The organism is Cupriavidus mimosae, assembly GCF_023952485.1.
In the GTDB taxonomy this organism is placed as follows: domain Bacteria; phylum Pseudomonadota; class Gammaproteobacteria; order Burkholderiales; family Burkholderiaceae; genus Cupriavidus; species Cupriavidus taiwanensis_C.
In genome coordinates, this window is the sequence record NZ_JALHRY010000001.1 from 33,926 (window position 1) to 50,873 (window position 16,948).

The window sequence follows — 16,948 nt, forward strand, 5'->3', positions numbered from 1 at the left end:
CGGTTCGTGTCTGGGGGCGACACGGTCCTTGCATTGTAGGCAGACATCAGCCGCGCGTTGCATGCAAGTTGCGCCGGCCGCAGCGCATATCATGTGGCGGTGATCCCTTGCACAGGAAGCCGCATGCCCCGCTCACCCGGCGCGAAACTCTGGTCCACGCTGAACAAGACCGCGTCCCGCCATGCGCGCCAGATGCAGCGCGCCGTCAACAAGAACCTCACCAAGCCGATGACCGAGGCCATCGTGCGCAACGCGGTGAAGCAATCCGCTGCAGTCACCGCGGCCACGCAGCGTGCCTTGTCCGGCGTGGTGTCGCCGGTGGCGGCGCCGCAGAGCCGTGGCAGCGGGCGCTGGGAAGAGGGCGCATGGGGCGCGCCGCTGGCGCCGCGTCGCTACCGCATTTTCGTCCCGGCCGGCGCCACCGCGTCGCGCCGTGCGCCGATGCTGGTGCTGCTGCACGGCTGCGGCCAGGACGCCGCCAGCTTTGCCGCGGTCACGCGCGCCGCCGCGGTAGCGCGCGAATCCGGCTGGGTGGTGCTGCTGCCCGAGCAGAGTTCGCAGGCCAATGGGCAGCGTTGCTGGAACTGGTTCCGGCCCGCCGCGCAGGGCGCCGTGGAAGCCGGGCTGCTGATGACGCTGATCGACCAGGCCTGCCGCCGCCATCCGGTGGCGGCGGACCGCGTCAGCGTGCTGGGCCTGTCCGCCGGCGGGGCGATGGCGCTGATGCTGGGGCTGCGCTATCCGTCACGCTTTGCCGCGGTGGGCTCGCACTCGGGCGCGGTGCCGTGGAGCGCCGCCAATGCCACGCAGGCCACGCGCGCCATGCGCGGGCAGCGCGGGCCCGACGCCAAGACCATGCAGGCGCTGCGCTTCGGCCTGGCGGGACGCCGCCCGCCGCCGCTGCTGCTGCTGCATGGCGATGCCGACCACGTGGTCGACTTCAGCAACGCCACCGCCGCCGCCGGCATGTGGATGCACCTGCAGCCCGAAGGCACGCCGCCGCTGGCCGGCGTGCCGGCCCGGCGGATCCAGCGCGGCATGCGCCGCGCCGTCGATGTGTTCGACTGGTACGAGGGCAGCTCGCCCTACCTGCGGCTGGTGCGCGTGGAAGGCCTGGGCCACGCGTGGAGCGGCGGCGCCGGCGGGCACGCGTTCTCGGACCCGGCCGGGCCGGACGGGTTGAAGCTGGCGTTGCGGTTTTTTCTGGCGGTTGGGGCTTAGAGGAACGGCGATTGCCGCAGGAGATGAATGGACTAAACTAAGTAGACTTAGTTTAGTGAGGCGCGTCATGCAAACCATCAACATCCACGAGGCCAAGACCCATCTCTCGCGGCTGGTCGATCAGGCGGCCAACGGCGAGCCTTTTGTGATCGCCAAGGCGGGCAAGCCCCTTGTGAAAGTGGTGGCGCTGCATGTGCCGGAGAAAGCGCAGGTCAAGCGGTTGGGATTCATGGCCGGACAGGGGCAGGTGCCCGATGATTTCGATCGCATGGGCCAGCGCGAGATTGAAGCCATGTTTGGCGGCGAGTCATGAAACTCCTGCTGGATACGCACCTGCTGCTGTGGATGGCTCTGACGCCTGAGCGCATCTCGCCAGACGCGCATGCGCTATTGAATGCCGACGACACGGTCCTGGTTTTCAGCGCCGCCAGCCTGTGGGAGATCGGCATCAAGCAAGGGCTTGGCCGTGCGGACTTCCAGCTCAACGCCCGGGTCTTTCGCAGAGGCTTGCTTGATAACGGCTACAGTGAGCTGCCGATCCGCAGTGATCATGCGGTGGCGATTGATTGCCTTCCGCCGATTCACAAGGACCCGTTTGACCGGCTTCTCGTCGCCCAGGCAACCGTGGAAGGCCTGACGCTGCTGACCTCGGACCCGCTTGTTGGCCAATACCCTGGGCCCATTCGGCTGGTCTGATCGCAGCTAGCCGAGACTGACCGGCTCAAACACCACATCACTCTCCGGACAAGCCACGCAGGGCAATATCAGCCCCTCGTCCTTCTCCTCCGGACTCAGCCCCGGCCACTCGACCCGGTAACGGATAGTCCCCGCGTGCAGCCGGCTGGCGCAGGCGCGGCAGGTGCCATTGCGGCACGAATTGGGTAGCGCCACGCCTTCCAGCAAGGCCGCCTCCAGCAGGCTCAGCGCCGCTGGCGCGGGGAAGCGGGCAGGGCCCGGCAGCACCTGTGCGGTGAATTCGGCGCTTTCGTCCGAAGGCTCCATGTCAGCCATGGCTGTCGTCCTCCGCCTTCGGAAATTGCGCACGGCCGTGGGTGGCGTCTCGCAACGCGTTGCGCGCGGCGTCGAGCTGCGTTGCGGGCATGCGCAACACCAGCGTGGCGACTGCGCCGTAGCCGGTCTCGGCCAGCGTGCAGCCCGCGGGCGCCTCGTAGTCCAGCCAGCGGCGCACGCGCGGCTCGTCGGCATAGTCGACCGCGACCGCCAGCGTGCCATAGGCGATGCGCTCGACCCGTTCGGCGGATTTCAGGGCCGCAGCGATGGCATCGGTGTAAGCGCGCACCAACCCCCCAGCCCCCAGCTTGACGCCCCCGTAGTAGCGCACGACCGCCGCCAGCACGCCGTCAAGGTCGTGGTGGCGCAGCACTTCCAGGATCGGCCGGCCGGCGGTGCCGGAGGGCTCGCCATCGTCGGACATGCCCGAGGCCCCGCCGGCCAGCAGCGCCCAGCACACGTGGGTGGCGGTGGGATGCTCCGCGCGCAGCGCCTGCAGCACGGCCATGGCGGCGTCGCGGTCGGCAACCGGCAGCGCCAGCGCCAGGAAGCGGCTCTTGCGGATCTCGATCTCGGCGTGGACGGGGTTGGCTAGCGTGTAGGTGGGCACGGGCAACGGAACTGGTATGGAAATCCGCGCCGGCCGGGCCGCGGAAGCAAGGCGGCAGTGTACCGCAGCGGACCCGGCCGGCCCGAAGCCCGCGGCGCTTTGTGTTGCATCGTCAACTTGGTGTCACAAACGGCGCCTACGATCCGCCCCGGACGTGCGCGATGACGCCCGCCGCCGCCTGTGCAACAGGTGCCTGGTCCCGCCCCCGGGACTGGCGCAAACATGCAGTGAACCATCCCTTTCCTTTCCCCGGATCGAAAACATGCTTGAACAACCCCATGCTGGCCGTCGCAAGGCCCTGAAGCTGTTGGCCGGCGCGCCCATGCTGCCGCTCGGCTTCGCCTCCACCAGCCTGCTGACAGGCTGCGGCGGCGGCGATGACGCCGCTGTCGTGCCGGCGCCGGCCCCCGCACCGGGCCCGGCCGCCACCTTCACCACTGCCGAGTTCGTGCCGATGAGCGCGCCAACGTTGGCCACGCCCGAGGCCATGGCGACCACCACGGTCGGTTCCAGCCTCAAGGTGTCCTTCAGCGACGGCAGCAGCCAGACCTACAAGCTGGCCTACCAGCCCTTCTTCGTCACCGGCGACACGTTGCCCGACGGCAAGGGCGGCACCGTCGTGGCGGGCGGCTACTACGACATCAACAACCAGCCGATCATCGATACCTCGGTCGCCGGCAAGGAACGCCAGTTCTTCTCCGATGCACCGGACGGCAGCTCGCTGCTGACGCTGGCCAACCCGACCGTGCCGGGCGTCAAGGGCAACACCGTATTCGCGGTGGTGCAGTTCGAATACACCACGCGCAACCAGGGCAATGCCAGCATGTACGGTCTGCTGCCGTCGCCGATCGCGGTGCTGACGCTGGACCAGGACCCGGCCACCGGCAAGCTGACCCCGGTCAGGTACCACAATGTCGACACCTCGGGCGTCAATGGGCTGTGGATTACCTGCGGCGCCAGCCTGTCGCCGTGGAACACGCACCTGTCGAGCGAGGAGTACGAGACCGACCTGATGGATGCCAACGCGGTCACGCAGCTGCAGGGCTACAGCCGCAACCTGTACGGCGATCCGGCCCGCGCCAACGCCTACAATTACGGGCACCTGCCCGAAGTCACGGTGCACCCGGACGGCACCGGCACCATCAAGAAGCACTACTGCCTGGGCCGCATCTCGCACGAGCTGGTGCAGGTCATGCCGGACGAGCGCACCGTGCTGATGGGCGACGATGCCACCAACGGCGGCCTGTTCCTGTTTATCGCCGACCAGGCGCGCGACCTGTCCGCCGGCACGCTGTACGTGGCCAAGTGGCACCAGACCTCGGGCACCGGCCCGGGCAGCGCCACGCTGTCGTGGATCCGGCTGGGCCATGCCACCAGCGCCGAGATCCGCGCGCTGGTCGACGGCGGCATCCGGCTGGCCGACATCATGGACGTCAAGACCGCCGACCCGGCCGATGCCAGCTACACCCGCATCATTTACAACGGCAAGCCCAACTGGGTGAAGCTGGTGCCCGGCATGGAAAAGGCCGCGGCGTTCCTGGAAACGCACCGCTATGCCGCGCTGGTCGGCGGCAGCCTGGGCTTTACCAAGATGGAAGGCACCACCGTCAACGTCAAGGACAAGAAGGCCTATTCGGCGATGTCGCGCATCGAGTCGAGCATGCTCGCGGGCAACGCCGCCAATGCCGGCGACATCCAGGTGGAAGGCCCGTACTCCGGCGCGGTCTATGAGCTCAACCTGAAGGGCGGCCAGGCCGACAAGAGCGGCACGGCGATGGCGAGCGAATGGGTGCCGGTCGACATGGCCGCGGTGCCTGCGCTGATCAGCGAAGACCTGGGCGGCGGCAAGATGAAGCAGCAGGATGCGCTGGGCAACTTCGCCAACCCCGACAAGGTCGCCACGCCGGACAACCTGAAGTTCTCGGAAAAGCTGCGCACGCTGTTCGTCGGCGAGGACAGCAATACCCACGTCAACAACTTCCTGTGGGCGTACAACGTCGACACCAGGATGCTCAGTCGCGTGCTGTCGTGCCCGGCCGGCGCCGAGTCCACCGGCCTGCATGCGGTGGACGAGATCAACGGCTGGACCTACGTGATGAGCAACTTCCAGCATGTCGGCGACTGGGAGTCCCCGCTGCACGACAAGGTCAAGGCGCAACTCGATCCGCTGGTGCGCGCCAACTACAAGGACCGTTTCGGCGCGGCGGTCGGCTACCTGACCGGCGACCCGGCCGGCGTCCGGCTGGCCAAGGCCTGACGCGCGGGGACGTGCGGCCATGACAACGGCGGGCTTCGGTCCGCCGTTTGCATTGGGGCGCGGTCGTGGCTCATCCGCCCGTGTTCCGCTAACACGCGGCATCGGTTCAGGCGAGCCGGCCAACCACAAGGTGCGCTACCACGGCGCGGTGCCGGTGTGCGGCGTGCTCGGCGATACCGAGCTGATCAACTACTTCGGCGCCTACCAGACCGCCGCGTAGCAGCTGGCCGGCTATCCGGTGACGGCGTGGCCGGCGGCGAACTGGGCGCAGATCGCCCCGGCGGCGCTGCGGCCGTCGGTGGCGCAGGCGTTCCCGTGCGCGCCGGGCTGAGCGGCGGGTGGCAGCGTAGCGCAGTGGCGCGCGGCGGGCCTGCGCGCCAATTCTGCTACGCTAGGCGCATTCCCCAGCTACCGCCTGCGCATGCCATCATGACCGGCCCGACCCACGACCCCGACGCGCGCCGCATGGCGCCCGCCACCGAGCGCAATCGCGAGCCCATCCTCGCCGTGCTGCGCCAGGTACTGCCTGCCAGCGGCACTGTGCTGGAAATTGCCAGCGGCACCGGGCAGCACGCCGTGCATTTTGCCGCGGCGCTGCCGGGGATCACCTGGCAGCCCAGCGATCCGGACGCCGCCGCGCGCGCGTCGATCGCGGCCTGGACCGCGCACGCGGGCCTGGCCAATGTGCGCCCGCCGCTGGAGCTGGATGTGTGCCACCAGCCGTGGGGCATCGACGCCGCCGAGGCGGTGGTCTGCATCAACATGATCCATATCGCCCCTTGGGCCGCGGCCGAGGCGCTGTTCGCGGGCGCCGGCAAGCTGCTGGGGCCGGGGGGCGTGCTGTTCCTGTATGGCCCTTACCGTCGCGGCGGCGCGCACACCGCGCCCAGCAACGCCGCCTTCGACGCGCAGCTGCGCGCCACCGACCCCGACTGGGGCGTGCGCGACATGGAGGCCGTGATCGCGCTGGGCGCGGCGCAGGGCTTGCGCTGCGAGGAGCCGGTGCCGATGCCGGCCAACAACTTCTGCCTGGTGCTGCGCAAGTAGCGCGCCGCGCGCGGGGTGCGCGGCATTCGCAGAATTCACCGGATTCAGCCGCGCACCAGCATTACCACCGCGGTGGCGATCAGGCACACGGCAAACAATGCGCGCAGTCGGCGCTCGGGCATCCGGTGCGCCAGCGCCACGCCCCACGAGATGGTCAGCATGCCGCCCAGCGACAGCGGCATGCCGCTGGCCCAGTCGACCTGGCCGGCATGGGCATAGGTGGCCAGCGCCACCACTGCGCCGGGCGTCACCAGCGCCAGCGCCAGGCCTTGCGCGGCGGCCTGGCGCAGCCCGAACAGGCCGACCAGCGCCGGCGCGGCGACCACGCCGCCGCCCACGCTGAAGAAGCCGGAGAACAGGCCACCGACCACGCCTACGAGTGGGATCCAGCGCGCCGACACACGCGCCTGCGGCGCCGTCACCGCGCGCCCCGGCAGCAGCCGCCACAGGAAGTACAGCGCCATGCCGATCATGAACAGCGCGAAGATCCGCCGCAGCAGCTGCGCATCCATCGCGGTGGCCGCGCGCGCCGACAGCCAGGTTGCCAGCACCGCGGACAAGCCCAGCACTACCGCCGTGCGCAGCGCAATGTCGGCACGCTTGCGGTATTGCCAGAAGCCGATCAGCACATTGGGCGCGATCATCACCAGCGCGGTGCCCTGCGCCAGCTGCTGATCCATGCCGAACAGCAGCCCCAGTGCCGGAATCGCGATCAGCCCGCCGCCGATGCCGAACAGCCCGCCCACCGCGCCGAGCAAACCACCAAGTCCGAAGATCAGCAGGGAGGACAGCAGCAGGTGGTCGGGCATCGATGCAAGGCAGGCAATGCGGGGGATTTCGGGCCGGATTCCAGAGAAAGCGGGGGGCAAGGCGCGGCGGCCTCAATCATACGTGAGCGCCCCCGCCGGCGCTTTGCACTAGAATCGGCAGGTCATTCGATCCTGCGCTGCACGCGCTTGCCAGGCTCGCTGCATCGCAACCGCCACGGAGAACACGATGAAGGTCCAGAACATCCTGCAGACGATCGGCAATACCCCGCATATCCGCATCAACCGGCTGTTCGGCAACGGCCATGAGGTCTGGATCAAGTCCGAACGCAGCAACCCCGGGGCTTCGATCAAGGACCGCATCGCGCTGGCGATGGTGGAAGACGCCGAACGCCGCGGCGTGCTCAAGCCCGGTGGCACCATCATCGAGCCGACCTCGGGCAACACCGGCATCGGCCTGGCGATGGTGGCCGCGGTCAAGGGCTACAAGCTGGTGCTGGTGATGCCGGACAGCATGTCGGTGGAGCGCCGCCGCCTGATGCTGGCTTATGGCGCCACCTTTGACCTGACCCCGCGCGAGAAGGGCATGAAGGGCGCGATCGCGCGCGCCGAGGAGCTGGTCGCCGCCACCCCGGGCGCGTGGATGCCGCAGCAGTTCGAGAACCCGGCCAACGCCGATGTGCATGCGCGCACCACCGCGCAGGAAATCCTGAACGATTTCCCCGAGGGGCTAGACGTGCTGATCACCGGCGTCGGCACCGGCGGCCACCTGACCGGCTGCGCGCGGGTGCTGAAGGACAAATGGCCGCGGCTGAAGGTGTTCGGAGTCGAGCCGGTGGCCTCGCCGGTGATCTCCGGCGGCGCCCCGGCGCCGCACCCGATCCAGGGCATCGGCGCGGGCTTTATCCCGAAGAACCTGGACACCGCGTTGCTCGACGGCGTGATCCAGGTCGACGCCGAGCCCGCGCGCGAGATGGCGCGCCGCTGCGCGCGCGAGGAAGGCATCCTGGTCGGGATCTCGTCGGGCGCCACCCTGGCAGCGATCGCGCAGAAGCTGCCTGAACTGCCGGCCAACGCGCGCGTGCTGGGCTTCAACTACGACACCGGCGAGCGCTACCTGACGGTCGAAGGTTTCCTGCCGGCCTGAGGGGTGACAGCGTTCCTGAGCGCCCCGGCCCGGGCGCTCAGGGCGCTTCGTTGATCTGGAGGCAGACGCCGCGCGTGCCTGTCATTCAGCGCGACAGCAGGCCGTGCCGCTTGTGCCAGTCGGCCAGCGATTCCTCTGGCCAGGTGTCGCAGCGGACATGGCCCTTGCCGCGCGGCACGTCGACCCACGGCGCCACGGAATCCAGCGAGGCCTCCACCACCTCTGGCGGGCGCGGCAGCGGCGTATCGATGGCCGAGGCATGGGGATAGAGCAGCTCGGGCCAGCGCGGGTCCCACAGCCACAGCGCGCTGCCGCACTTGACGCAGAAATGCCGCTGCGCCGGCGAGCGCCGCGCGCGCTTGCCGGGTTCGCGCAGCACGGCATGGTAGACGCCCAGGTGCTTGCGCCCGCGCACGCGCAGCGTGGCGGCATCGCCGCCGATGTTGATGGCATAGCCGCCCCCGCCCGCCGTCTTGCGGCAGATCGAGCAATGGCAATGCATGTAAGGGCAGGGCGAATCGGACTCGAGCGAGAAGTGGACCGCGCCGCAATGGCAGGAGCCGTCGAGATGCATGGGAAGGACCTTTGCACGGTGGCGTTCGGGACAGTCCATTGACTGTAGAAAACCCCCGCCAAAGTGCCAAGGCCGGTCCGGCGCCTATCGCGCCTTGCGGAACGTCAGGTTGATGCGCAGCGGCCCCAGCAGCGGATGATCGCCATCGGCCAGCGGCGCCACGCCGTGGAACGCCAGCCGCGACGGCCCGCCCCACACCACCACGTCGCCATGCGCCAGCCGAATCCGCTGCGGCTTGTCGGCACGGCGCATGCCGCCGAACAGGAACACCGCCGGCAGCCCCAGCGACACCGAGACGATGGGCGCGGAGAAATCGCGCTCGTCGCGGTCCTGGTGCAGCGACAGCCGGGTGCCCGGCATATAGCGGTTGATCAGGCAGGCATCCGGCGCAAAACCGGCAAAGCCCGCCTGCGCCGCCGCGCCGGCGGCCAGTTCGCGGAAGTTCGCGGGCATGTCGGGCCATGCCTGTCCGCTCAGCGGATCGACCGGATCATAGCGATAGCCGCGCGCGTCGGAGACCCAGCCGCACGCACCGCAGTTGGTCATCGCCACCGACATCTTCAGCCCGCCGGGGGTGACCATGTGCCGCCAGGGGGCCAGGGCCAGGATGGTTTGCACATCGGCTAGCAGCACTTCGGCATTGGCCCGCGCCGCGCCGCGCAGCACGACGGCGCCGTCGGCGAGGGGTTCGATGACGGGGGTGGTGGGGCTGTCTTCGGGCAGGTCGTCGAACAGGTCGAACGTCATGGTGGGAGGGTGCTGCGATAGCCCTGCGGGTTCAGGCGACCTTCAGTTCCAGCCGCTTGCCCAGCGCCCGGAAGGCGGCCTCGATCGTGTCGATCTTGGTCGCATGATCGAGGTTGACGATGCGCTGGACTTCCTGCTTGCGGGTATGCAGGCGGCGTGCCAGCTCCGCCTGCGTAACCCCCTGCGCGCTCATCTCGTTGAGCAGCAGCACCTTTGCCGACATGCTTGCCGGCAGCTCGACCAGATGCTGGCCGCGTGCGGCCTTCGACGGCAGCGGCACTGGGCGGCCATCTTCGAAATAGAACTCCATGGCCGTGGCAAGCGCATCGGCGGCCATCTCCTGGGCCTGCTCGATCGTGGCGCCGCTGGTCAGGGCTTCCGGAATATCGGGAAACGAGACCGCAAAGCCATCGCCGTCGGGGACGATGTTGGCGGGAAAACGCAGCATATTGGAATTCCTCCCACGTCAACAGAGGCTTGTATGGTAATCAATAATGTTTACCAATGCCAGCCGCCCCTAATCAACGTTTCAAGGCGTTCCGTCGGCCGTGCGCCGCGTCTGTGTACTCCCTATCCCGCTTGCGGGAGAGGGGGAGCAAACAGCCAGCGCGTTCTCACGCAAACGTATCAATCTCCCCCCGCCCAAGCACTCGCGCAGGCCGTGCCGTAGCACTGGACCCCTGGCCCGGCTCAGCCGACGCCATCGCAGCGCCACCAAAGCCAGCCTGTCCACGCCCCTGCCCCGGCGCCTGCTGTTGCTGGCCATTGCCGTTGCCGGCCTGGCTGGCAAAGCCATCGGCGCCCACCGAGGTGTGGCCCAGCTGGATGCCGTTTTCCGACAGCGCGGTGCGCAGGTGCGGCAGTGCGGCTTCGACCGCGGCGCGCACGGCCTGGTGGGGCGAGACGAATTGCGCCTGGGCCTGGTCGTTGACCACGTTGAGCACCACCTTGAGCGGTCCCAGGTCAGGCGGGTTCAGTTGCAGTTCGGCGCTGTGCTGGCCTTGCGTGCCCAGGCGGATCATCTGCTGGCCCAGGGCCTGCGGCCACTGGCTGTCGTACAGCGGGGGAGTGACCACGGGCCGGCTGGCGGCAGCCGCGGCAGCGGCCGGCGTGGCTTGGCCGGCCAGCGTGGCGGCAATAGCCGGGGTGCCATCGGGGCTGGCCGCCGCGGTCTCTCCGGCGCGTGCCGTAGCCTGCGCGGTGGCAAATGGGTTGGCTGCGGGCCGGGAATCCGGCGCATTTGTGCCAGCCGCGAGCGGATCGGCGCGATGCTGGCCGAGACTGCTGTCAGGGCGATGCCCCGCTCCGCCTGCGGAAGCGCCAGTGTCCTGCCCCGGCAAGTCCGCTTGACGGACCGCCAATGCGTCACCCGCGACGGCCGGTGTTGCGCCGGCCTTTGCATCAGTGCCGGCGCTGCCACCGGATTGCATCGCCGCGCGTTGCGAGGCGATGGTGGCCAGCGTGTCGGCGACCGACGGCTGCGCCGGCCGGGATTCGGCGGTGACCGTCTGCAACGGGTCGGGTAATGCGGTGCCGTCAGCAGGGCCTGCCGTGGTGCCGGTTTCGACCTGGGTTTGCGCGGTGGCGTTCGACACGGTGTTGCTGAGCGCCGCCTGCAAGGCCGCGGCACCGCCGGTGTCGCTCATGCCGGCGACGGCAGCGCCCGCCGCGCCGGCTGGCGTGGCGGCGGGATTCGCTGGCGCGGCGGCAGGAAGCATCAGCGCCAATGCGGCGGCTGCGGCGGCGGCTGCATCCGTCGGCGTTGCTTCGGCGGCATCTTCCTTGTCCTGATCCTTTTCGCCGGCAGCGGCCTTCTTGCCGTTGGCGGCGGCATGCTGCGGCTTGCCGGCGTCCGCCTGTGCGGCAGCCGGCCGCGCCGGGGACTTGTCGCGCGCGACCGTCTCCCTGGCGGCGGGCGCCGGTGCGGCGGCCTTGTGGCTGTCGCGGGCCTGCGAGAGCGCGTCGCGGAAGCCGTTGGCGGCGGTGTCGGCGCTGGCGCGCCGGGCGCCTTCCACCGCGTTGGCGGCGCTGCTGACAATCTGGCTGATATCGATCATGGGGATTCGCTACGGTGTGGCCTGGCGGGCGGTTGCCGCCCAGGCATCGTTCAGGCTTCGCTCAGGCGGCTGGCGGCGGTGCGTGCCAGGCGGGCGGCGTATTCGTCGTTGGCGCGCTGCTCGCGGCGCGCGGCCACCTGCTCCTGCTTCGCTTCCGCGCGTGCGATCAACGTGTCGAAAGAGTTCAGGCGGCGCTTCTGGTGCTGCCAGCGGTTGCGGCCTGCCAGCAGGTCGGCCTCGGCCTTGGCCAGGGCCGCGCCCTGCTGGCGGATGGCCTGGTCCAGCGAATCGAGGAAGCGCGAAAAGTCTTGCCAGCGGCTGGAGGTAATGCCCTGCGCCGCCACCACCTGCATGCGCTCGCGGTATTCCTGGCGGTACTGCGTGAGCTGGTTGAGCTGCAGCTCCGCCTGCGTGCGCAGGCCCTGCAGCCGGCCGAGCTCGCGCGCGGCGGCATCGGTGTCGGTCTGGGCCAGGTCAGCCAGCGTGTTGAGCGGTGAATGCTTGAGCATGTTCACTCCTGTCGAAGAGGCTGTGCAGCGCGGCAATGGCGTCGGCGTAGCCGGCGCGCTCGTGGATGTCCTGCTGCAGGAAGGCTTCCATGCGCGGATGCAGCTGGATCGCCAGGTCCAGCTCCGGATCGTTGCCGGGCACGTAGGCGCCCACGCTGATCAGGTCGCGGTTGCGCTGGTAGCGCGACATCAGCTGCTTGAAGCGGCGCACCGAGCCGAATTGCTCGTGCGGGATCAGCGCGGTCATGGCGCGGCTGATCGAGGCCTCGACGTCGATGGCCGGATAGTGGCCGGCTTCGGCCAGGCTGCGCGACAGCACGATATGGCCGTCGAGGATGGCGCGCGCGGAATCGGCGATGGGGTCCTGCTGGTCGTCGCCTTCGGTCAGCACGGTGTAGAACGCGGTGATCGAGCCACCGCCCTCGGGGCCGTTGCCGGTGCGCTCGACCAGCGTCGGCAGCTTGGCGAAGACGGACGGCGGATAGCCCTTGGTGGCGGGCGGCTCGCCGATGGCCAGCGCAATCTCGCGCTGGGCCATGGCGTAGCGCGTCAGCGAATCCATGATCAGCAGCACGTGCTGGCCCTGGTCGCGGAAATACTCCGCCAGCCGCGTCGCGTAGGCGGCGCCCTGCATGCGCAGCAGCGGCGAGCAGTCGGCCGGCGCGGCCACCACCACCGAGCGGCGCCGGCCCTCCGGCCCCAGGATGTTCTCGATGAACTCCTTCACCTCGCGGCCGCGTTCGCCGATCAGGCCGACCACGATCACGTCGGCGCTGGTGTAGCGCGCCATCATGCCCAGCAGCACGCTCTTGCCCACGCCGGAGCCGGCGAACAGGCCCATGCGCTGGCCGCGGCCGACGGTCAGCATGCCGTTGATGGCACGCACGCCGGTGTCGAGCACGGTTTCGATCGGAGCCCGCATCAGCGGGTTGATCTGCTCGCCGGCGAGCGGCACTTCCATCGCCGCGGCGAGCGGGCCGAGCCCGTCCAGCGGGCGGCCCGCCGCATCCAGCACGCGGCCCAGCAGGCCCGCGCCGACCGGCAGGCGCTTGGAGCCCGGCTCGCGCGGCGCGCTGGTGCCGGCGGGTTGCGGCGACGGCTCCAGCGGGTAGACACGCGCGCCCGGCAGCAGCCCGACCACGTCGGACTGCGGCATCAGGTAGAGGCGGTCGGCGCCGAAGCCGACCACTTCGGCCTCCGCGGTGCGCGGGGCGTTGCTGTCGGTGGTGAACTGTCCGGCGGGCAGCTCGATCAGGCAATCGCTGCCCACCGGCAGGCGCAGGCCGACCGCTTCCAGCACCAGGCCCGCGGCGCGCGTCAGACGGCCGCAGCTGCGCTTGCTGTCGAGCCCGGCGATGCCGGCGGCGGCGCCGTTGAGCGCACCGATCCAGTGTTGCGCATGGTCGTGCGCGGCGTGCTGGCTGTCCTGCGCGGTGTCAGGCATGCGGCGGCTCCCACGGATCGTCGCGGCCCAGCGCCCGCACCACGCGGGTCCAGCGCGTGGGCAGCGTGGCGTCGCGCTCGCCGCTGGCGGCGCTGGCGATGCAGCCGCCGCGCGCCACCGACGCATCGGCGCGCACGGTCCAGCCAGCGGCGGCAAGTTCGCCTTGCAGATGGGTCTCCACCAGCGCGACGTCGTCGGGGTGCAGCAGCAGGCTGGGCGATCCGGACAGCGCCGGTTCGCTGGTCAGCAGCTCGCGCACCGCCGGCAGCAGCGCCGCGGCGTCCTGCGCCAGCGTCGTGCGCACCAGCTGGCGCGCCACGTCCAGCGCCAGCGACACCAGCGCGTGCGCGACCGCGTCGTCGACATTGCTCAGCGCGCTGCGGAAATTGCCGGCCAGCACCTGCAGCTGCGCGGCCTCGTTGCGGGCCGCTTCCAGGCCGCGCGCATAGCCTTCGCGATGGCCGTCGCCGTAGCCCTGGGTCTGGCCCTGGGTGTAGCCCTGGGCATAGCCTTCCTTGCGCGCGCCTTCGCGCATCGCGTCGAGGGCGGCGAAGTCGATCGGCGGCGGCGCGGGTTCGGCCGGCACGGCGGCCAGCGTCTCGAGCGGCTCGGCATGCCGGGGATCGAGCGAGCCCATCTGCCAGCGCTGCCAGCCGGCGCCGCCACGCGTCCGGCGCGGCGGCTCGAATGGCGCGAAGCCGCCGGAACCCGCGGCGCCGTGGCCGCCCTGGGACAAGAACGGATCGGCGCCCAACCCGCGGCGCCCGGCCCCGCGCTCGGGGTCTGCCTTAGACATAGGCATCGTCGCCTCCGCCGATCTGCACTTCGCCCGCATCCGCCAGGCGCCTTACCACCTGCAGGATGGCCTTCTGCTCGGCTTCTACCTGCGACACGCGCACCGGGCCCAGCGCGTCCAGGTCCTCGCGCAGCATCTCGCCGGCGCGGGTGGACATGTTGCGGATAAACTTGTCGCGCAGCTCCTGCGGCGCGCCCTTGAGCGCGACGATCAGCGATTCGGTGGCGATTTCCTTGAGCACGCGCTGGATGCCGCGGTCGTCGACCTCGAGCAGGTTCTCGAACAGGAACATCTCGTCGATGATCTTCTGCGCCAGGTCGCCGTCGTGCAGGCGCACGCCGTCGATCACGGCTTCTTCGTGCGCGGTGCTCATCAGGTTGATGATCTCGGCCGCGGTGCGCACGCCGCCCATGCGGCTGCGCTTCAGGCTCTGGCCCGCCAGCAGCTTGGTCAGCACGTCGGTCAGTTCCTGCAGCGCGCCCGGCTGCACGCCGCCGAAGGTGGCGATGCGCAGGATCACGTCGTTGCGCAGGCGGTCGGTGAACAGCCCCAGCACCTCCGACGACTTCTGGCGGTCCAGGTGGATCAGGATGGTGGCGATGATCTGCGGGTGCTCGTCGCGGATCAGCTCGGCGATGGCGGTGGCATCCATCCAGTTGAGCGAGTCGATGCCGCCGCCCGGATCGCGCGACTCCAGGATGTCCTCGATCACCGACTGCGCACGTTCCTCGCCCAGCGCCTTGTTCAGCACGCTGCGGATAAACGCGCTGGAGTCGACGTTCAGCGCCAGGTACTGCTCGGTCTCGGCGCGGAACTCGCCCAGCACCTCGGCCATTTCCTCGCGGGTGACCGAGCTGAGCGTGGCCATGGCCGAGCCCAGCTCCTGCACTTCGCGCTGCGACAGGTGCTTGAACACCTCGGCCGCGGCATCCTCGCCGATCGCCATCATCAGCACCGCGCTTTTCTGCAGGCCGGATTCAGAGATGCCCTTAGCGGTTGTCATTGCTAATCCAGTTCTTGATCACGCTGGCGACCAGGCGGGGGTCGCGCTGGGCGGCGTCGCGCACCAGCGCCAGGTCGCTTTCATACTTCGCGGCAAGCCGCAGGATTTCCGGATTGGCCGGCTCTTCCGGCGGCAGCAGCACCGCCTCGGTCTCGTCCTTGGGCTCAGGCGCCGGCAACGGCGGCGCGGTGTAGCGGCGCAGGATCGGGCGCGCTACCTTGAACCACACGAACAGCGCCAGCAGCGCCAGCAGCAGGTAGCCGGCCAGGCTCTTGCCCAGTGCGATCATGTCGGGCTGCTTCCACAGCGGCAGTTCGGGCTCGGCCTTCTCGCGCTCGGCGGTGAAGGGGCTGTTGACCACGTTGATGGAGTCGCCGCGATCGGCCGAGAACCCCATCGCTTCCTTGGTCAGGTTCTGGATCTGCGCCAGCAGCGCCGGCGGCAGCGGCTCGGCCACGAGCTTGCCCTTGGCATCGGCCTGCTGGCGGTAGTTGACCACCACCGCCACCGACAACCGGCGCACGCCGCCCGGGGCCTGTTGCACATGGCGCACCGAGCGGTCCAGCTCATAGTTGACGGTGGAATCGCGGCGGTTGCTGCTCGGGCCGCTGGACGCGGCGGCGGTGGCGCCCTGCGCGGCCTGGCCAGCCTGACCCGGCTGTCCGGGCTGGCCCGCGGCCGGTGCACCGGCCTGGCCCGGCGCCTGCCCCGCGCGCGGCGTCTGCGGCGTGGTCACCGGTGCCGCGGCGGCAGCGGGCGGCTGGTTCGACAGCGCGCCCGGCACGCCGCCCGGCGGCGTTGCGCCCTGCTGGGTCGATTCGCTGGTCTGCTGGCTGCGGATCGCGGTGCGGGTCGGGTCCTGGTTGGGCTTGTAGCTCTCGTCGGTGTGCTCGACGATGGAGAAGTCCACGTCGGCGGTGACTTGCGCGCGCACGTTGTCCTTGCCGACGATCGGCGCCAGGATCGCCTCGATGCGCTTCAGGTAGTTCTGCTCCAGCGCCTGCACGTACTTGAGCTGGGTGGCGTCGAGCATGCGCTCGTTGCCGGTGTTCGACAGCAGGTTGCCGTGCTGGTCGACGATCGAGATCGACTTGGGCGTCAGCTCCGGCACGCTCGACGACACCAGGTGGCTGATCGCCGCGACCTGGCCTTCGTCGATGGCGCGGCCCGGGTACAGCTGCAGCACGATCGACGCGGTCGGCTTCTGGCGCTCGCGCACGAACAGCGTCGGCTTGGGGATGGCCAGGTGCACGCGCGCGGACTGCACCGCGGCGATCGCTTCGATCGAGCGCGCCAGCTCGCCCTCCAGCCCGCGCTGGTAATTGACCTGTTCGGCAAACTGGCTGATGCCGAACTTCTGGTTGTCCATCAGCTCCATGCCCGCGGTGCCGCTCTTGGGGAGGCCTTGCGAAGCCAGCCGCAGGCGCGTCTCGTGCACCTTCTCGGCCGGCACCATCACCGCGCCGCCGCCTTCTGCGAACTTGTACGGCACGTTCATCTGCTGCAGCGACTGCAGCACCGCGCCGCCGTCGCGCTCGGACAGGTTGCTGTACAGCACCTTGTAGTCGGGGCCGCGCGACCACAGCACGCCCACCGCAATCGCGGCGGCCAGGGCCGCGCCGCCCAGCATCAGCGGCAGCTTCGGGTTGGCCTTCAGGCGCTCCAGCATTTCGGCCGGACGCCCGGGCAGTGCCACTGCCGCGGTCATGCGCGTGCTCCGGATGCGGCGCGGCCAGGCGCGCGCCGGCGCCGGCGCTG

Annotated in this window: 19 protein-coding genes; 7 read left to right on the forward strand and 12 right to left on the reverse strand. The window is 69.9% G+C overall.

Annotated features, from left to right (window positions below; all coding sequences use genetic code 11):
- Positions 1 to 123 precede the first annotated feature (123 nt).
- The 3 genes from MKD50_RS00160 (at position 124) to MKD50_RS00170 (ending at position 1,917) form a co-directional block, all read left to right on the forward strand.
- Positions 124 to 1,221, forward strand: a complete 1,098-nt coding sequence (locus MKD50_RS00160; protein ID WP_252666023.1) for an extracellular catalytic domain type 1 short-chain-length polyhydroxyalkanoate depolymerase — start codon at positions 124 to 126, stop codon at positions 1,219 to 1,221.
- 67 nt (positions 1,222 to 1,288) lie between these two features.
- A complete protein-coding gene (locus MKD50_RS00165; RefSeq protein ID WP_012356952.1) occupies positions 1,289 to 1,534 on the forward strand; it encodes a type II toxin-antitoxin system Phd/YefM family antitoxin in 246 nt (81 codons plus the stop codon).
- On the forward strand, positions 1,531 to 1,917 hold the full coding sequence (locus MKD50_RS00170) for a type II toxin-antitoxin system VapC family toxin (RefSeq protein WP_240071243.1): 387 nt from the start codon (positions 1,531 to 1,533) through the stop codon (positions 1,915 to 1,917). Before MKD50_RS00165 ends, MKD50_RS00170 begins: the two co-directional genes overlap by 4 nt.
- A 6-nt stretch (positions 1,918 to 1,923) precedes the next feature.
- Here the strand turns inward: MKD50_RS00170 and MKD50_RS00175 are convergent, their stop codons facing one another.
- Both MKD50_RS00175 and MKD50_RS00180 read right to left on the reverse strand, forming a co-directional pair.
- Complete coding sequence (locus MKD50_RS00175; protein ID WP_252666024.1) at positions 1,924 to 2,232, reverse strand: 2Fe-2S iron-sulfur cluster-binding protein; 309 nt, start codon at positions 2,230 to 2,232, stop codon at positions 1,924 to 1,926.
- Positions 2,225 to 2,842 (reverse strand): IMPACT family protein, encoded by a 618-nt coding sequence (locus tag MKD50_RS00180; protein ID WP_115702660.1) that lies wholly within the window; start codon positions 2,840 to 2,842, stop codon positions 2,225 to 2,227. Before MKD50_RS00180 ends, MKD50_RS00175 begins: the two co-directional genes overlap by 8 nt.
- 262 nt (positions 2,843 to 3,104) lie before the next feature.
- Here MKD50_RS00180 and MKD50_RS00185 point away from each other — a divergent pair, with 262 nt between their 5' ends.
- The 3 genes from MKD50_RS00185 (at position 3,105) to MKD50_RS00195 (ending at position 6,146) form a co-directional block, all read left to right on the forward strand.
- The gene (locus tag MKD50_RS00185) at positions 3,105 to 5,099 is read left to right on the forward strand and encodes a PhoX family protein (protein ID WP_252666025.1); all 1,995 of its coding nucleotides are present in this window, start codon (positions 3,105 to 3,107) and stop codon (positions 5,097 to 5,099) included.
- Positions 5,100 to 5,118: 19 nt separating this feature from the next.
- Entirely contained in the window at positions 5,119 to 5,319 is a 201-nt protein-coding gene (locus MKD50_RS00190) for a hypothetical protein (protein ID WP_252666488.1), read from the forward strand.
- 209 nt (positions 5,320 to 5,528) lie between these two features.
- Positions 5,529 to 6,146, forward strand: coding sequence for a DUF938 domain-containing protein (locus MKD50_RS00195; protein WP_115702304.1), 618 nt, complete (start codon positions 5,529 to 5,531; stop codon positions 6,144 to 6,146).
- Between the two features lie 44 nt (positions 6,147 to 6,190).
- Here the strand turns inward: MKD50_RS00195 and MKD50_RS00200 are convergent, their stop codons facing one another.
- Positions 6,191 to 6,955 (reverse strand): sulfite exporter TauE/SafE family protein, encoded by a 765-nt coding sequence (locus MKD50_RS00200; protein ID WP_115702303.1) that lies wholly within the window; start codon positions 6,953 to 6,955, stop codon positions 6,191 to 6,193.
- A gap of 187 nt (positions 6,956 to 7,142) precedes the next feature.
- On the opposite strand from MKD50_RS00200, the gene cysK reads away from it, so the two are divergent.
- Entirely contained in the window at positions 7,143 to 8,060 is a 918-nt protein-coding gene (gene cysK / locus MKD50_RS00205) for a cysteine synthase A (RefSeq protein ID WP_252666026.1), read from the forward strand.
- 85 nt (positions 8,061 to 8,145) lie between these two features.
- Here the strand turns inward: cysK and MKD50_RS00210 are convergent, their stop codons facing one another.
- The 9 genes from MKD50_RS00210 to fliF all read right to left on the reverse strand — a co-directional run bounded on the left by MKD50_RS00210 (position 8,146) and on the right by fliF (position 16,898).
- On the reverse strand, positions 8,146 to 8,634 hold the full coding sequence (locus tag MKD50_RS00210; RefSeq protein WP_111516584.1) for a GFA family protein: 489 nt from the start codon (positions 8,632 to 8,634) through the stop codon (positions 8,146 to 8,148).
- An 84-nt stretch (positions 8,635 to 8,718) separates the two neighbouring features.
- Positions 8,719 to 9,381, reverse strand: coding sequence for a DNA oxidative demethylase AlkB (gene alkB / locus MKD50_RS00215; RefSeq protein WP_252666027.1), 663 nt, complete (start codon positions 9,379 to 9,381; stop codon positions 8,719 to 8,721).
- 31 nt (positions 9,382 to 9,412) lie between these two features.
- A complete protein-coding gene (locus MKD50_RS00220) occupies positions 9,413 to 9,829 on the reverse strand; it encodes a type II toxin-antitoxin system HicB family antitoxin (protein WP_252666028.1) in 417 nt (138 codons plus the stop codon).
- Positions 9,830 to 9,995: 166 nt separating this feature from the next.
- A complete protein-coding gene (locus MKD50_RS00225) occupies positions 9,996 to 11,438 on the reverse strand; it encodes a flagellar hook-length control protein FliK (protein WP_252666029.1) in 1,443 nt (480 codons plus the stop codon).
- Positions 11,439 to 11,488: 50 nt separating this feature from the next.
- The gene (gene fliJ / locus MKD50_RS00230) at positions 11,489 to 11,947 is read right to left on the reverse strand and encodes a flagellar export protein FliJ (RefSeq protein ID WP_092314539.1); all 459 of its coding nucleotides are present in this window, start codon (positions 11,945 to 11,947) and stop codon (positions 11,489 to 11,491) included.
- Entirely contained in the window at positions 11,913 to 13,391 is a 1,479-nt protein-coding gene (gene fliI / locus MKD50_RS00235) for a flagellar protein export ATPase FliI (protein WP_252666030.1), read from the reverse strand. Before fliI ends, fliJ begins: the two co-directional genes overlap by 35 nt.
- On the reverse strand, positions 13,384 to 14,193 hold the full coding sequence (fliH, locus tag MKD50_RS00240; RefSeq protein WP_252666031.1) for a flagellar assembly protein FliH: 810 nt from the start codon (positions 14,191 to 14,193) through the stop codon (positions 13,384 to 13,386). The genes fliI and fliH overlap by 8 nt, the downstream gene beginning before the upstream one ends.
- Positions 14,180 to 15,190 (reverse strand): flagellar motor switch protein FliG, encoded by a 1,011-nt coding sequence (gene fliG, locus MKD50_RS00245; protein WP_062803757.1) that lies wholly within the window; start codon positions 15,188 to 15,190, stop codon positions 14,180 to 14,182. The genes fliH and fliG overlap by 14 nt, the downstream gene beginning before the upstream one ends.
- A complete protein-coding gene (fliF, locus tag MKD50_RS00250; RefSeq protein WP_252666032.1) occupies positions 15,177 to 16,898 on the reverse strand; it encodes a flagellar basal-body MS-ring/collar protein FliF in 1,722 nt (573 codons plus the stop codon). Before fliF ends, fliG begins: the two co-directional genes overlap by 14 nt.
- Positions 16,899 to 16,948 lie beyond the last annotated feature (50 nt).

Excerpts from the sequence above, each read along its gene's own strand:
- MKD50_RS00170 (WP_240071243.1), top strand. The coding sequence starts at position 1,531 with ATGAAACTCCTGCTGGATACGCACCTGCTGCTGTGGATGGCTCTGACG.
- MKD50_RS00200 (WP_115702303.1), bottom strand. The coding sequence starts at position 6,955 with ATGCCCGACCACCTGCTGCTGTCCTCCCTGCTGATCTTCGGACTTGGT.
- MKD50_RS00210 (WP_111516584.1), bottom strand. The coding sequence starts at position 8,634 with ATGCATCTCGACGGCTCCTGCCATTGCGGCGCGGTCCACTTCTCGCTC.
- MKD50_RS00175 (WP_252666024.1), bottom strand. The coding sequence starts at position 2,232 with ATGGCTGACATGGAGCCTTCGGACGAAAGCGCCGAATTCACCGCACAG.
- fliF (WP_252666032.1), bottom strand. The coding sequence starts at position 16,898 with ATGACCGCGGCAGTGGCACTGCCCGGGCGTCCGGCCGAAATGCTGGAG.
- MKD50_RS00165 (WP_012356952.1), top strand. The coding sequence starts at position 1,289 with ATGCAAACCATCAACATCCACGAGGCCAAGACCCATCTCTCGCGGCTG.
- MKD50_RS00190 (WP_252666488.1), top strand. The coding sequence starts at position 5,119 with ATGACAACGGCGGGCTTCGGTCCGCCGTTTGCATTGGGGCGCGGTCGT.
- MKD50_RS00185 (WP_252666025.1), top strand. The coding sequence starts at position 3,105 with ATGCTTGAACAACCCCATGCTGGCCGTCGCAAGGCCCTGAAGCTGTTG.
- fliG (WP_062803757.1), bottom strand. The coding sequence starts at position 15,190 with ATGACAACCGCTAAGGGCATCTCTGAATCCGGCCTGCAGAAAAGCGCG.
- MKD50_RS00225 (WP_252666029.1), bottom strand. The coding sequence starts at position 11,438 with ATGATCGATATCAGCCAGATTGTCAGCAGCGCCGCCAACGCGGTGGAA.
- fliJ (WP_092314539.1), bottom strand. The coding sequence starts at position 11,947 with ATGCTCAAGCATTCACCGCTCAACACGCTGGCTGACCTGGCCCAGACC.
- fliH (WP_252666031.1), bottom strand. The coding sequence starts at position 14,193 with ATGCCTATGTCTAAGGCAGACCCCGAGCGCGGGGCCGGGCGCCGCGGG.
- MKD50_RS00220 (WP_252666028.1), bottom strand. The coding sequence starts at position 9,829 with ATGCTGCGTTTTCCCGCCAACATCGTCCCCGACGGCGATGGCTTTGCG.
- MKD50_RS00160 (WP_252666023.1), top strand. The coding sequence starts at position 124 with ATGCCCCGCTCACCCGGCGCGAAACTCTGGTCCACGCTGAACAAGACC.
- cysK (WP_252666026.1), top strand. The coding sequence starts at position 7,143 with ATGAAGGTCCAGAACATCCTGCAGACGATCGGCAATACCCCGCATATC.
- fliI (WP_252666030.1), bottom strand. The coding sequence starts at position 13,391 with ATGCCTGACACCGCGCAGGACAGCCAGCACGCCGCGCACGACCATGCG.
- MKD50_RS00195 (WP_115702304.1), top strand. The coding sequence starts at position 5,529 with ATGACCGGCCCGACCCACGACCCCGACGCGCGCCGCATGGCGCCCGCC.
- alkB (WP_252666027.1), bottom strand. The coding sequence starts at position 9,381 with ATGACGTTCGACCTGTTCGACGACCTGCCCGAAGACAGCCCCACCACC.